This window comes from Embleya sp. NPDC055664 (genome assembly GCF_053618075.1).
Genome location: NZ_JBSHGZ010000021.1, coordinates 108438 through 122364 on the forward strand (window position 1 = coordinate 108438; position 13927 = coordinate 122364).

At 69.7% G+C, this 13927-nt stretch carries 15 protein-coding genes and 2 pseudogenes; 10 read left to right on the forward strand and 7 right to left on the reverse strand.

The features are described from left to right. The first annotated feature begins 4 nt into the window (after positions 1 to 4). From ACWGR4_RS29085 to ACWGR4_RS29110, 6 genes are all read left to right on the forward strand, one after another. Positions 5 to 391 (forward strand): hypothetical protein, encoded by a 387-nt coding sequence (locus tag ACWGR4_RS29085; protein WP_452130409.1) that lies wholly within the window; start codon positions 5 to 7, stop codon positions 389 to 391. 102 nt (positions 392 to 493) lie between these two features. Then, positions 494 to 1111: a S1 RNA-binding domain-containing protein gene (locus tag ACWGR4_RS29090; RefSeq protein ID WP_452130410.1), complete on the forward strand. Its 618-nt coding sequence runs from the start codon at positions 494 to 496 to the stop codon at positions 1109 to 1111. A 1409-nt stretch (positions 1112 to 2520) separates the two neighbouring features. Next, positions 2521 to 2688: a hypothetical protein gene (locus tag ACWGR4_RS29095; protein ID WP_452130411.1), complete on the forward strand. Its 168-nt coding sequence runs from the start codon at positions 2521 to 2523 to the stop codon at positions 2686 to 2688. 265 nt (positions 2689 to 2953) lie between these two features. Then, positions 2954 to 3676: a helix-turn-helix domain-containing protein gene (locus tag ACWGR4_RS29100; protein ID WP_452134267.1), complete on the forward strand. Its 723-nt coding sequence runs from the start codon at positions 2954 to 2956 to the stop codon at positions 3674 to 3676. 226 nt (positions 3677 to 3902) lie between these two features. Further along, positions 3903 to 4232: a hypothetical protein gene (locus tag ACWGR4_RS29105; protein ID WP_452130238.1), complete on the forward strand. Its 330-nt coding sequence runs from the start codon at positions 3903 to 3905 to the stop codon at positions 4230 to 4232. A gap of 249 nt (positions 4233 to 4481) precedes the next feature. Then, positions 4482 to 5237 carry an SAM-dependent methyltransferase gene (locus ACWGR4_RS29110; RefSeq protein ID WP_452130243.1) on the forward strand — a complete coding sequence of 252 codons (756 nt, stop codon included), beginning with the start codon at positions 4482 to 4484 and terminating at the stop codon, positions 5235 to 5237. Positions 5238 to 5309: 72 nt separating this feature from the next. On the opposite strand, the pseudogene ACWGR4_RS29115 reads toward ACWGR4_RS29110, so the two are convergent. Both ACWGR4_RS29115 and ACWGR4_RS29120 read right to left on the reverse strand, forming a co-directional pair. Then, a pseudogene (locus ACWGR4_RS29115) lies at positions 5310 to 6194 on the reverse strand (helix-turn-helix domain-containing protein); the annotation flags it as partial. 88 nt (positions 6195 to 6282) lie between these two features. After that, complete coding sequence (locus ACWGR4_RS29120) at positions 6283 to 6519, reverse strand: DUF397 domain-containing protein (protein ID WP_452130237.1); 237 nt, start codon at positions 6517 to 6519, stop codon at positions 6283 to 6285. Positions 6520 to 7138: 619 nt separating this feature from the next. Here ACWGR4_RS29120 and ACWGR4_RS29125 point away from each other — a divergent pair. Further along, the gene (locus tag ACWGR4_RS29125; RefSeq protein WP_452130236.1) at positions 7139 to 7447 is read left to right on the forward strand and encodes a hypothetical protein; all 309 of its coding nucleotides are present in this window, start codon (positions 7139 to 7141) and stop codon (positions 7445 to 7447) included. Here the strand turns inward: ACWGR4_RS29125 and ACWGR4_RS29130 are convergent. Continuing rightward, on the reverse strand, positions 7436 to 7573 hold the full coding sequence (locus ACWGR4_RS29130; protein ID WP_452130235.1) for a hypothetical protein: 138 nt from the start codon (positions 7571 to 7573) through the stop codon (positions 7436 to 7438). The genes ACWGR4_RS29125 and ACWGR4_RS29130 overlap by 12 nt on opposite strands. After that, a complete protein-coding gene (locus tag ACWGR4_RS29135; RefSeq protein ID WP_452130234.1) occupies positions 7540 to 8574 on the reverse strand; it encodes an MFS transporter in 1035 nt (344 codons plus the stop codon). The genes ACWGR4_RS29130 and ACWGR4_RS29135 overlap by 34 nt, the downstream gene beginning before the upstream one ends. Before the next feature lie 560 nt (positions 8575 to 9134). Between ACWGR4_RS29135 and ACWGR4_RS29140 the strand changes: the two genes are divergently transcribed. Then, the gene (locus ACWGR4_RS29140) at positions 9135 to 10478 is read left to right on the forward strand and encodes a Fic family protein (RefSeq protein ID WP_452130233.1); all 1344 of its coding nucleotides are present in this window, start codon (positions 9135 to 9137) and stop codon (positions 10476 to 10478) included. A 393-nt stretch (positions 10479 to 10871) separates the two neighbouring features. Further along, complete coding sequence (locus tag ACWGR4_RS29145; RefSeq protein ID WP_452130232.1) at positions 10872 to 11633, forward strand: hypothetical protein; 762 nt, start codon at positions 10872 to 10874, stop codon at positions 11631 to 11633. 67 nt (positions 11634 to 11700) lie between these two features. On the opposite strand, the gene ACWGR4_RS29150 is transcribed toward ACWGR4_RS29145, so the two are convergent. Beyond that, positions 11701 to 12246 (reverse strand): hypothetical protein, encoded by a 546-nt coding sequence (locus tag ACWGR4_RS29150; protein ID WP_452130231.1) that lies wholly within the window; start codon positions 12244 to 12246, stop codon positions 11701 to 11703. 177 nt (positions 12247 to 12423) lie between these two features. On the opposite strand from ACWGR4_RS29150, the pseudogene ACWGR4_RS29155 reads away from it, so the two are divergent. Further along, positions 12424 to 12543 (forward strand): annotated as a pseudogene (locus ACWGR4_RS29155) (IS21-like element helper ATPase IstB); the annotation flags it as partial. 117 nt (positions 12544 to 12660) lie between these two features. On the opposite strand, the gene ACWGR4_RS29160 reads toward ACWGR4_RS29155, so the two are convergent. Together ACWGR4_RS29160 and ACWGR4_RS29165 are read right to left on the reverse strand one after the other, a co-directional pair. Then, on the reverse strand, positions 12661 to 13149 hold the full coding sequence (locus tag ACWGR4_RS29160; protein WP_452130230.1) for a DUF4265 domain-containing protein: 489 nt from the start codon (positions 13147 to 13149) through the stop codon (positions 12661 to 12663). Between the two features lie 215 nt (positions 13150 to 13364). Further along, complete coding sequence (locus ACWGR4_RS29165; RefSeq protein WP_452134270.1) at positions 13365 to 13919, reverse strand: HEAT repeat domain-containing protein; 555 nt, start codon at positions 13917 to 13919, stop codon at positions 13365 to 13367. Positions 13920 to 13927 lie beyond the last annotated feature (8 nt).

Here is a 13927-nt window from a genome sequence, read left to right on the forward strand (position 1 = left end):
GTTCGTGCGAAATCCCGATGTCTCCTTCTCGTGGCGCCTGTTGATCGAGTCGTTGACGACGCTCGCCGCGGATCCTGCCGACCAGCTTGCCTGGCTGGACGAGTATTGCGTTGGAACGGACGAGTTGGCGTTGGACTTCGATCATGCCCATCGTCTCGTCCCGAGTCTTGTGGAGGCAGGGTGCCTCGATGGGGATGTCGTGGCCGAACTCCGAAAAATCGATGTGCTGTTCGAGGGCATGAGCGACCGGGATAACGTCGAGCGTTGGGTTCGCGAGGCCCTGCTCACCGACTCGGGATGGATCGAGGTCCGCACGTCGTCCCGCCGGCTGCTCGTCGACCTCGTAGGAAAGTGGCGTCTGCCGATGCCGGTGATCTGTGTGATTCGTTGACCGATGGGAGAGGTTCGACGAGTTAGGCGACGCCGGCTCGGCCCTCGACGGCGATGAGTCGGTTCTCGAGGCGGTACCTACCCGGCGTGAGAAGCTCAGCGCATGGCCGAACCGACCGAAGAGCGTCCTGGAGGAATATCGCCCCGGCAAGGCGGCGCGACAAGCCCGGCATCCGAGGACGCCGAACGCGACGCCGTCCGGGCATGGTTGGCAGGGCACCGCCCAGGTGAGGTCCTCACGGGAACCGTGGCCTCGATCGAGAGGTTCGGGATCTTCGTCGCCCTCGACGGCAGCCCGAAGCACCCGGTCTTCCCCGGCGTGGGCTTCATCACGTTCCCCGAGCTGACGTGGAAGCACTTCGACAACCCGGAGCAAATCGTTCACGTCGGCGAACGCATCGCCGCGCAGTTCCTCGTCTTCGACACCCATCACGACGAGGCACGCCTGTCGCTGAAGGCCGTCGCTCCGGACCCGTGGCGGATCTTCGCCGACACCTACGCGGTGGGAGCCAGGCTTCCCGGAACCGTCACGAAGCTGGTCCCCTTCGGTGTGTTCGTCCGCATCGGTGACGGCATCGAAGGCCTCGTCCCGCTCGGCGACCTCGCGCCAACGCCGGTCCCACAGCCGAGTGACGTCGTGCAGGTCGGCGACGACGTCACCGTCACCGTGATCGCCATCCAGCTCCAACATCGGCGGATCGCCCTGTCGCTCGTCCACTGACTCCTGGCCTGTGCGCAAAGGGGGGCCATCCGAGCCGGCCGGGGATTGGCCTGGAGCCGAGCACTTCGATGGCACTGAGACCACGGGGTGATGCCGTATCCGATCCTGCCGCAGCAGCATCGCCGTCGATGCCGGGAATGCCTCGCCCCTCCCTGAACGGCTTGTTGCACGCTCCGCGGGTGGGTTGCCACTCGCGGGGTCGACGGTGCGGCGTTCCCTTGCCTGTACAGGGTGGTGACCGGGCCGGGGAAGGTAACTCGCCGCCCCCGCAGGGACCTCTCGCAGCGCGGGCGCCTCGCACGCCGGGGATTGCGGACAGGGAGTTCTTCCGGGTCGCCCCGAACACAGTCATCGAGGCAATCCACCGTTGCCACGGCGAGACGTCCGGAATCACCGGCTCGCGCGCCTGTTCCAGGCCGATCCCGACGGTTGGGTGCTAATCAACCACGTCATCGCGAGTCAACACGCGTACCGACCGACCTGCTGGAGAAGATCTCCGGCGTTCAGGACGAACACGGTGAGGCCCTTACCGGGCTCGCACGTTCGAGCCGCTGCGGCGTTACGAAGCGAGCAATGCGGCGGGTTGTTCCTTGGGCGGCCGGCCGATGCGGCGGGCCGATTCCACCGAGCAGCTGGGCAACGGCACGGGTGCGGTTGCCGCGCTTGCTCTGGGAACCGATTTCCGCCGTCCATTGCCTGCGCCTCGGAGACCGAGTCGTCCCACCCTCCGCGCGCGCCGGACACCGTTTCGTGCCTGCGGCGCGATCGGGGGAAACGCGTCGTCGAACGGAACGATCCGGTGCAACGGATCGCGAGGTGCAGGGAGTCCACCAGGATGGCAACGCGGTGTCCGCCCCGGCTACCGTCTGCGGCGCCTCCTCGGAACCCGCCGATGGGATGTGGGGCGGGTAGAAGGCGGGTCCGGTCGTGTGGGTCGAAGTGCCCGTGCACGCTCATTTTTTGAGGAAATCCGGGTGCTATATGCGTGCCAGCGTTCGACCGTCGAGCCCCCGGCAGGCCGACATCAAACAGGCGTTTTCGCACCCGTATCGATCACGGATCGGTGATTCACGCACGCCGCACGAGCGTCGTCTTTCGCTTTGTCGCCGACCTGGCGCATTAGTCGTACTTTCCGGCTCTTCGCGTCGGTGGGCTCGTATTCGATGCCGGCGCAGGTGCACGTGCATCGCGAGAATGCGGCGAATTTTTCCGAGAGTTGGGTTGTAGCGTTTCGGTCCGTCACAGCAGGAGCCCCGGGGCGGCGGGTTGATCGCCGGCCCGGGGCACGCGTTCCGATCGGAGCATTGATGCGCGACGACCAGATGTACCGAAGGGTTTTCCATGGTCCTTCGGTGACCCACCAACCTACCATTCCGTGGACCACGGGCCGTGAAACGTGCGGTGTGTGCGTGTGCGCCGTCAATGTGCGGCTGGATCTCGTGGTCGCGGTGGCTTCCGTGCCGTGGGCACTGGCCGCCGGGGGTGTCCCGGACCCGGCGACGGCGGCGTTCCTCCTGGCGATGGCGGGAGTCGCGGGCCGGTCCGGTTTCGGCTGGGCCCGCCTGCGTCGCCTGTGACCGCGCGGTATCCGTCCCCGGGCGCGCCGCCCGGGGACGGACACCGCAGGCGAACGACGTCGTACGGGTCGGGTCGGGTCGGGAGGGGACGGGTGTGGGTGCGTCGGTGGAGTGCGGGCGGTGCGCGTACTGCGGCCGGCGGTTTCGTCAGGAGCGCCGACCGCGGCGCAAGAGGGACTACTGCGACAAGCCGTGTCGACGTCGGGCACAGCGCCTGCGTGACGGCAAGGGTGTGCGGGCTCCGGCCGGGGGGCGGTGGCGGGGTGTGGATGCGGTCGAGGAGGTGATGGCGACGGCGACGGCCTTGTCCGAGGCCGAGTCCCGGGGGGCGGCGCTCCCGGTGACGCTGGAGTGCGTGCGTCGGATGGTGGGCGCGCTGGACGTCTACGTCGAGGCGGCGGTGCGCGATGCGTTGGTCTGCGGTCTCGGGTGGCAGGCGGTCGCCGCCGCGGCGGGGACCGATCCGGCCACCGCACGGTCGACATGGGGCCTGTCGTGGGCGCGTCGCCCTTATCCGCTCGGAACACCGGTTTCGGATCGCGGGGCGTCTGTCGCGCCTCGGTCGATGCGATACGAGGAACCCTCGGTGGAGTCGCGCCTGGAGGGCGGGCTTTCGTCGTCGGCGCGAGGGGCGGGTGCGGGGCTGGCGGTGGCGCTCGTTCGCCTGCACGTCGCGAGCGGAATCTCCCTCGCGGCGGTCGCGGCGCGGGTGGAACTGCCGCGGGTGTACGTGGCGTTGGTTCTGGCGGGTGAGGTTCGGCCGCCGTGGGCGGTGGTGGCGGCGTTGACCGAGGTGTACGGGCGGGATCCGGCCGTCCTGTTCGGTCCGTGGCGGCAGGCGCGGGCGTGGGGTGCCGCGCCGGACGTCGACAAATCCCGCGCCGCGAGCGCCCGCGAGCGGCCGCGGACATCCGATGCCGCGCCCTCCGGCGGTGCGCGGCGGTTCGACAGCGAGACCCCGGGTGGCGGCGGGGAGGTCGATCCGTGACCGCGCACGCACGCGCGCGGCGAGTCCCCGGTGGTGTCCAGGTCATGTCCCGTCACCGCGAACCGTCCGGGCGGCCGGTTCAGGCCCGAACCGGTTCGGCCGTCGCCTCCTCGTGTGGGAATGGGCCGGATCTGGCCGTCTTCTGCGAGGCGCGGCGTGCGCGGTACGAGGAGTACGCCCGTCTGCGCACCGGGGACCGGGCCTTGGGGGTCGAGACGGTCGGGCGGTGTTCGCCGGTTTGGCCGGGCAGTGGCCGCAGGTGTTGCGCGGGCCCAATCCGGCGGCCGACGCCTGGCATCTGTTGGGCCTGGCCGTCGAGGCGGTGGGCGGCGTCCCGGTGCCCGGGAGCACGGAGGAGACCCTGTACGAGGTGTTGCCGACACGGGAGGCGGACGCGGTGGCCCTGCACTATCTGCTCGGGATGACGCTGACGTCCGCCGCGGAGCTGACGGGCGATGAGGCGTCGACGGTCGCTGCCCGTGTGCTGGCCGCCGAACGCGCGCTGCCCGTCCGCGTGGTGCGCGCGCTGGAGGGCCGCTCACCGTTGCGCGGGTAGTGCGCGGGCGCTCGCGCGTGCGCACGCCGCAGGGTGTGCGTCTCCCTCTCGCGTCGAGTGCCGCCTCGCCCCGTGCGCGAGAGTCGCCGTCGTCCGGGCGAAGTCCTGTCCGCGTCCTCATGAGGCGGCCTACGATGGGGGCTTCGGCAGTCGACGCGCCGCGTGCGGCGCCGACCTGGGGGTCCCGTGGATGGCGACGACAATCCCGTTTTTTCGTCCATCGATGTGGACGTGCCCAGCGTGGCCCGCATGTACGACTGGTTGTTGGGCGGGACGGACAACTACGCCTCCGACGAACAGGCGTGTCTGAAACTGCTGGGCATCGTCCCGACGACGCGGGCGCTGGCCTTGAACAACAGGTTCTTCCTGCAGCGGGTCGTGCGCACCCTTGCCCGGGAGTACGGGATCCGCCAGTTCCTCGACCACGGCTCGGGTCTGCCCACCCAGGACAACGTCCATCAGGTCGCCCAGCGCGTGGATCCGCGGTCGCGGGTGGTCTACATCGACAACGACCCGCTCGTCCTGGCCCACGGCCGCATGCTGTTGGACGAGAACGACCGCACCACCGTGATCCGGGCGGAGATGACCGACACCGAGGGCATCTTCGGGCATCCCGACGTGCGGGACTTCCTGGACTTCGACGCCCCGGTGGCCGCGTTGTTCGTGAGCGTGCTGCACTGCATCCCCGACCGCGACGACCCCGCCGCGATGATCGAACGCGTCGCGAGCCGACTGGCCCCGGGCAGCTTCATGGTCATCTGCCAACTCGTCAGCGAACACGCCCACATCCGCGACTCCGTCACCGCGTTCATGGCCGAGAGCACGAACGACACGTGGGGGCGCGTGCGCGAACCCCACGAGGTGGACGCGTACTTCGTCGGCAAGGACATCCTCGCGCCCGGCCTGGTCGAGGTGTCCCAGTGGCGACCCGACACCGAGGTCAGGCCCCGTCAGGGGCCCGACCCCGAATGGATCGAGTACGGCGGCGTCGCCCGCATCCGTTGACCCGCACCCGGCCGGGCACACCGCCGCGGCGGGAGGTCGGTCGGCGAAGCGGGCGGCGGCCTCGTCCAGGAGCGCCAGGCTGGGGCCACGCGCCTCGGCACGCATGATCAACTGGTCCAGCATGCGCCGGTGCGGATCGACACCCTCCTTGGTGACGTGATATGTCGCACCCTCCGACTCCTCGAGATAGATCAACTCCGAGGGCTCGATGCGCGGGAAGGTCAGGTGGGTGACCGCCGCCGGAGGCGGCACCAGACCGACGAAGTCGGCGAAGCGCACCACGCGGATGGTCACGTACGGGTGTTCCGTCATGGCACGCAGGTGCCGGAACTGCTCGGCCATCACCGCGTCCTCGGCCACCCGCAGATGCAGGACCGCCTCGTTCAGGATCACCTGCAGGTTCGGCGGCGCCTCGTCCCGCAACACCCCCTGCCGGCGCATCCGCAGCTCGACGCGACGCTCCACCTCCTGCGCCGTCGCGTTCGGCAGGCCGGCACACACGATCGCGCGCGCGTAGCCCTGGGTCTGCAACAGGCCGGGCACCAGGGAGGTCTCGTAGGTGCGGATCGCCCGGGCGGAATCCACCAGACCGATGAGACGACGGGACCAGCCGGGCATCACGTCGTTGTAGGCGCGGTACCACGTGCGTTGCCGCGCCTGCCGTGCCAGGTCCTTGATCACGGCCACGGTCGCCTCGTCGGTGACCCGATACGCCTTCAGCAGGTCCAGCACGTCGCGTTCGCTCTGCGGGTTCTCCCCCCGCTCCATCCGGCTGATCTTGGAATCGGAGGCCCGGATGATGCCCGCGACGTCCTTGATCTGCAGGCCCAGGGACTCGCACAGGTCCCGCAGATGCATGCCGACCATCATGGCCGCGAAGCCCGGCTTCTCCGTTCTGCCCGCCATGGGAACGATCGGGGCGAGCGAGGGATCACCGTTCGGCGAATGAGCGGACATGCGAACTCCTGAAGGAATCGTGAGACGGGCCCATTATCCTCATACTCGCTCGCATGTCCGCAATTTCGAAAAGATGTTCGGAAGGACGTCAGGAAACCAACCGATCGAATTCACCGCTCTTTGCACCGTTCACGAACGCGGCGATCTCGGATCGTGTATAGACGAGCGCCGGCCCCGAGGGATGACGCGAATTGCGCACCGCGACCCGCCCGTCGGGCAACCCCGCCAACTCCACGCAGTTCCCCTCGGCGTTGCTGGCCGTGCTCTTCACCCACACCACCCCGGAAACGGAGTCGGCCGGCATCCCGTTGTCGAATCCACTCATCGAAACCCCATTCGAATATGCGTCGGAACCCGAACCGCGCCCCCACCATCCGGCACACCCGCCGTCTGCGGTTCTCCCATCGGCGCAAGCCCACCTGCAATTGCATGGGACGCGGCAGTGAAATCCTAGGTCCGGATCCCCGATTACGAAGTCCCCCGAAAGAGTGTCGAAATACGATCACTTCCGACCGCGTGAACCCACCGACCCTTCACCGCGTACACCGACGGCTGCCGCATGCGACCGTCGATGCGAACCGCCGCCCCCATCCCGGACTTCACGCGGGGCTTCGACGGGGTCGGGCGGACCGGGGCGCCGCCGCAGGCCCCGGCTCGTTCGCCATCCCCGGCTTCGCACGGGATGTGGGTGCCCGACCGTACGGTTCGCAAGACACCTTCGCGGAACGAGAGGATGGTCGTGGGCCACGCCCGTCTGGGTCGGGCACCTCACGCTCGACCCGGACCTCGATCGAGTCCAGGCCGCCCTGCGCCACGCCCGCAACGGCAGCCCGCCGCCGGCCCTCGCGGCCGACGACGTCCTCGACATCGAGGCCATCCACGCCGCCCTGACCTCGATCGCCGCGCTGCTGGGCCTGCCCGCCGCCCCCATCCGGGCGGCGACCATGGAGCTGTGGGGCCCCGACCACCGCGTGACCCTCTCCTACGGAACCGGCCCGTGGCGTGCCTGGTGTCATCTCGCGGACCTCGGACCGCCTCCGCACCCCGACTCGGGCGCGATCACCCTGCACGATCCCCGGGCGGGCTGCGACACCACCTCGCTGCCCGGTCTCCCCTGGGGACGACCACTGACCCTGCACGCCGCACCCGGCCACGCCCTGATCGCCCCCGGCTGGGTGGGCGCGTCCGTACTTCCCGTCGACCGCGCCCACCACCTCGCCGTCCTCACGGTGGAAACGACCTCACGCGGCTGACTCCGCGACGCTCGCGGGCAGCACCAGGCCCCTGACGTCCCGCACGAGCAGGGGAAGAAGCGACACCGCCGCCAGACCCAGCCCGGTGAGCATCAGGGTGTGCCGCAGCCCGTAGTGCTCGGCCACCGGCCCCGCGATCGGTAGCCGACCGGCACGAACAACAACTGTCCGGCGGTGTTCAGCCCCGTCACCCGGGCAAGCCGCTCCTGCGGGATCCGATGCTGCATCAACGAGCGCCACGCCACGATCGACGCGTTCGACGACGCCCCGGTCACCGCCACAGCCGCCGACAGGACCCACAGCGGGGCCCGGGTCGCCATCGCGACCATCGGCAACGCCATGGCCGCGCTGGACACACAACTCACCCAGCCCGGCCGGCTCGGCCGCCACGCCAGACACGCGGTACTGCCCACCACCAGGCCCACCGTGAACGCCGCGGCCACCAACCCCCACGGACCCGGCCCACCCAGGTACCGCTGGGCATAGGCCGGGCCCAGCAGGGTGTATCCGACCAGCCACGCCCCCACGACGATCGCGCCCTGCGCCGTCAGGACCCACAGCCAGGTTCGGGACACGAACTCCGCCCACCCCTCGCCCAGATCGCGCATCACCGAACGCCGCCCGGACACCAACGCGGGCAGCGGAGCCCGCACTCGGGACATCACCGCGGCACACGCCAGAAACGACAAGGCGTCGACGGCGATTCCCCACCCCGGTCCGGCGGCGGCCACCAGGACACCGCCGAGGATCGGCCCACCCACCTTGACCAGTTGCAAGCCGGTCTGCAGGAGCGCGTTCGCCCGCACCAGATCGCCCTTGGGCACCAGCGCCGACACCGTGCCCGCCGCCGCGGGCTGGAAGAACGCGCTCGCGCCGCCGACGACCACCGCCAGGAGCGCCAGGTGCCACACCGCCGCGACCCCCGACAACAACAGGACTGCGGACAGACCCTGCGCCGACGCGGCGACCACGTTCGAACCCACCATCAACCGGACACGGTCCCAACGATCCCCGAACACGCCACCGGCCAAGGCGAACACGAGTTGGGGAAGTGTCCCGGCCGCGAGCACCACGCCCAACGACGACGCGGTCCCACCCAAGCGCAGGGCGGCGAACGCCAGCGCCAACCAAGGTCAACGAGAAGGTCATCAAGGACATCAAGCGGGTGCTGTCTTCACACCCCGGCGACAACCCGGTGCACATGATCCTGGAGAGCGCGCGCATGCGCACCCGCTACAACCTGGACTTTCGGGTCAACCCCGAGGGGGCCTGGCAGGCGAGATCAAGTCGATGCTCGGCGCGGGCATGTGGAGCATGTGAACGAGCCCGAGTGGGACGTCCTGCAGGAAGACGACCTCGAATGCCCCACCTGTGGCGGCGAGGAACAACGAACCGACCCCGCCCCGAGACTCCCATGCCTACAATCCGGGCGCCCTGCCCGTGAGTGGGTACACCTGGATGCCCCGCCACAAGCGGCAACGCTGCGGTTGTGCACGCGGGAGGGAGAGGTGGCCGATCCAGGCGGCGTCGGGAAGCGACGATGGCCCGTAGACGGGGTTCCTCGAACGGACGTGATCCACACCCCGAACACGCTTGGCCCCACACTCACGGCGAGGCGACACGGCGATGCCGGGCGGCGCGGCAATCCGCTCGAGTGCACCCCGGATGGGCATGGCAGGCTTGCGCAATGATCCCCGACCTGGCTCCCGGCCATCTGATGTGGGACGAGGTGGACCCTGCCCGTCATCCGTTCGACCCCGCGTCCGCAACGCAGGTGGTGCGTTCGCTCGGGCCGGCTCGGTGCATACCGGGCCGGCCCGATGTCTCCATCGCCGACTCGGCGATGAACGTCTGGAGTTGGGAGGTGGCCAGGCCGTGGGCGGACGCCATGTCGCACGCCCTTGTCGAGCGCTACGGGCGCTGGGCGGTGGGTTGGCGATGGTCGCAGGGCGAGGGGGACTTCGACGGTGGGCCGGTCGGGAACTGGTGCTGCATGCGCGATTCGATCACCACCCCGCCGGAGACGCTCGCGCAAGTCGTGACGGCGCTGTGCGAGTGGCGGGAGTGGCTGGAGAGCCTCGCCGGATGGTTCGAGACATACCCGCTGGATCCGGAATCCGTGGAGGAACAGCGAATCCTGTGGGAATGTGCCGCCCGGAACCTCATCCGGCACGTGGTCGATCGCACCGGCTGTGAAAGCGGCTGGTACGGGCACTGCGAGCAGGTGCTGACCTGGTTCCTCAGCCGGTGGGGAGTCGCGCCCGACGTCGCGCGGGACATGGTCCGGCGGGCAATCGGCGGCCGGTTCGAGAGTTGGACCGGGCCCGACACGGTACTGATCGAGGACGTCGTCGAGCGGCTCGCGCTGTCGGTCCGTCCGGACACCGGGGCACGGCCCGCCGCGGTCGCGCCCGACCACCTCCGGCGCTGGCTGGAGGTCCGGGAGGACGTGCCTTGGCACGAGGCACCGGACCGTGGCACGGGCGCTCCCGCAGCCGTGTCGCGCGACGGTGCCACGGAGGACATTCGCGCTTTCGACGGGGCCATCGATCCTGCCCGCGCCGACGGGCTGTTGGCCGCCCTGGAGTTGGTACGGCTCGACGCTGCGCGCGGCGCCCCGCTCGACTTCGAACTGCTGCGCAGATGGCAGCAACACGTCCTGGGCGTACCCGAGCCGCCGCAGTTTCGCAGCCTTCCGGCCTTTGCCAAAGGCGGCCGCGAACGCTACGGCATCAACCCGGACACCCGTACGCGCCTCGACGGTTGCCTGAGCGAAAGCCAGGCGGCCGACGGGCGGGTACCGCCGGTCACCGCGCGTGCCGCACGGGCCTACCTCGACGTCTGCTTCTTCCATCCGTTCGACGACGGCAACGCCCGATCCGCTTTCCTGGCCCTGCTCTTCGTCCTCGCCCGCGAGGGCATCACGCCCAACGGCGTCAGTCTGATCCGCCGGGTCACCTTCCAGGCAGACAACCCTCAGGACGCGCTGACTCTCGCCCGATACATCGACGCACACCTTACGGACGCATGACGCACTGCCGCCACCCGAGGAACATGCCGCCGTGCGTTCGCCGAACGTCGAACTTCGTCGTTGTTCGACCGGCCGGGGTCGACCGTATCGGCCGCGCGGGGACCTCCCACCAGGCCCACGTCACGCTCGCGGACAAGGATCCAGTGCTCCAGCGGCGCCGCCGTGCGGATCGCCGGAGCCCGTGACGGGCGTTGCCCGAAGTCGGCGTCAGGGTCGAGGTGTTGCGGGTTCGGCAGGGCGGGCGAGGTGCGGATTTCCCGTCGCGGTCTTGACGCCCGCAGGTCTCCGGGTCGTAGCCGCCCGTGCGTTCGCCGTTGTGACTCGAGTGGGGTCGTCGGGATGCGCGCCGTCGGGTCTGGGGGGTGTCCGTGGCAGCTGGTTGACTGCGCTCCCATGACGGATTGGTCGCGGCTGTATCACTTCAAGGGCCCGGCCGGCGACATCCCCGTGCTGTTCGCGAACCTCGCGCCGCACAACCGGGAGCGGACCTGGCGCGCTCTGCACGGCAGGCTGTGTCGGGACGAGAGTGTGTGCCCCGCGAGCTTCGCCGCGTTGCCCCTGTTGTGGGAGGTCGCCGTCGGCGGCGCCAGGGAGGATCGGGGCGCGGCGGTGTTCCTGGCCGGTGGGATCGTCTCGGCAGGACGCCGGATACGCTGCTACGACTGGGTATCGGAGCCGTACGCCGCACGGATCGCGGAGATGGCGGTCGTCGCGGACGCGCGTCTCGCCGACCACGCGCACGAGACGCACTACGTCCACCGGTTGTGCGGCATGCTCGCGCTCGAAGGGCATCTCGCCTGGGCCTGGGGGCTCGACGACCTCACCGACGCGTTCCTCGCCGTCCACTGCCCGCACTGCGGTACCGACGTCACCGTCGCGGTGGGCGATCACAACAACTACTCCGCGATCCGGGACTGGCATCGCGGTGACATCGACCGCCGTCCCCTGTGCGCGAGCCCGCCCGAGGAGATGTCCCCGCTCGGTGCGCGGCTGCGCGCGATCGCGATCCGCGACGGGCAGGCCTCGCTCGCCCGCGGCCTGCCGTACGTCTTCGGAACGGCACAATGCCCGCCCTGCGGACGCGCGTTCGCGATCGCCCCCGCGTTCGAGAAACGCGTCGCATCCGACGGCACGCCCAAGCTCCCGGGAACATGAACGCCCCGGCCGCGCCCGGAGACCCCCGGCCCGGACCGCGGCCCACCGCGGTTCGGGGCGCGGACCGTCAGAAGCAGGGCTCCGGCGCAGGGCCGGGCCAGGTTTCGGGGTCGAGCATCTGCCACAGGGTGTGGGACAACCCGGCGACACCCAGGTCGTCGACCTGCGTCAGCCACGGCGTCGGGGACAACACCCGGTGGAGTTCGGGGGTGACGGTCTCCTCGATCATCGTGCGCAGCGTGTCGGGGACGGGGTCTTCGACCAGGCACAGCCACCCCAACGCGGCACACACCCGCACCTCCGAGGGACCGGTCGCCTCCGACCACAGGGCGCGGGTGAAGACGGCGGCGCCCTCGTGCCGGTGTTCCCGGGCCAGTTGCGCGATCACCAGGACCAGGCTCGCGCGCACGCGGGGGGCGGTTTCGGTGCGCAGGCGCCCGTGCAGGGCGGCGGAGATCTCCTCCGCCCGGGCCGAGGCCGCGGCCAGGGCGTACGCGGCCGTCTCCCGCACCTGCGGGTCCGGGTCGTCCAGCAACGTGATCGGGATGTGCGCGTCCGCGGCGATCGCGTCGCGCACCGCCCGGACCGTCCAGTTCTGGAGGTGGCCGCCCACGTCGAGGTGCCATTCGAAGGGCGGGGTGGAAGGGCAGATTGGCTATTTCCGCCGGAATCACTTCACCCCGGTTCCCGAGGTCGCCACGCTCGCCGAGCTGAACGAGCTGGTCGACCGGTGGGACATGCAGGACGACGGCCGCCGGATCGGGTCGCGGTCGAAGACGGTCGCGGAGTGCTTTGCGCGGCCATCCTCGATCGCCTCACCTTCAACGGCACCATCATCGAGACCGGCACCGATTCCTACCGCCTTGCCAGCACCCGCGCACGAGCCGAGGAACGCGCCGAGACCGGCTGACCCACTGCCCCGTTCGACTCGGTGGCCCGCAACCCACACAGGCGGCGGGCCACCAACCGTCCTTCGAGGCCGAGCCGCGGCAATACGTCGCCTCCATTCGTCCTCGACGATCGGCCATCAGACGGCGGCCGCCTCCCACGCGTCGCCCACACAGCTCTCCTCGAAGTCCCACCACTCCTCGGTCGCACCCCGCGCCAACAACTCTCGGACCGGCCCGAAGTCCGTGTTCGCGGGCACGTCGAGTGCCACCATCCCGAACCGCTCGACACCCTCACCGGAGACCCCCAACGGCCCGAACAGGTCGAGCACGGCCTGCCGATCCCCCCGCAAGGCCCCGTCCCGGAACGGGATCACCCGCACGGTGCAGTTTCCCGACCAGCGCAGCCGTTCCCGAAAGTGCAGGCGCCCGTCCTCCCGGTCGACCCGGGTGCGCACGATGTCACCACACGCGAGATCGCGCACGAAGAACGGCACGTTGTCGATCCGGACCAGCCCTTCGCCGATGTCGACCGCCCAAAGACTCTCGACACCGACCGGCGGCCAACCATCCTCGTCCCGGTCAAGGGCGAACCACACCTTCACCGATGCACCCGCACGATCACTCATCGCACCAGCATGTCGAACCCGAATTGCTGTTGACCGACCAGGGCGATCCGCTTCCCGCCTCGATGTTGCCCTCGCCCTCACAGGTGGACCTCAGTGACGTCATTTGAAGTGAACATCGATGCCGCCGCTCATCACCCACCGCAGCCCAAAACGGTGAACAAACGCTGCTGTTGAAAGTGAACGAAGCCATATGAGCACGTACGCGAAGACACCTCTCAATCAGAGGCCTGTTGGCCAGCCTTGGGGTGGTGTCGCGCGATGGCGTGGACCGCGACCCGCCGAACGTCACCGTCGGTGTCAGTAGTGGCGAGGTCGCGAAGCAACGCAAGTGCCCCCGGATCACCGGCTCCCGCTCGCGCGAACGCCGCGACCGCGACCTGTCGAACGCTAGCTTCGGTGTCAGTGGTGGCGAGGTCGCGAAGCAACGCGAGCGTCCCCGGATCATCCGGCCACCCACCCGCAATCGCATCGACCGCAGCCCAGCAAACGTCCCAGTCCTCGTCGGTGGTGGCGCGCTCGCGAAGCAACGCGAGCGCGCCCGCATCATCCGGCCACCCGTCCGCAATCGCATCGACCGCGACCCTCCGAACGCCACTGTCGGTGTCGGTGGTGGCGCGCTCGCGAAGCAACGCGAGCGTCCCCGCATCATCCGGCCACCCACCCGCAATCGCCTCGACCGCGACTACTCGAAGGCCAGCGTCGGTGTCGGTGGTGGCGAGGTCGCGAAGCAACGCGAGCGTCCCCGGATCATCCGGCCACCCACCCGCGATCGCCTCGA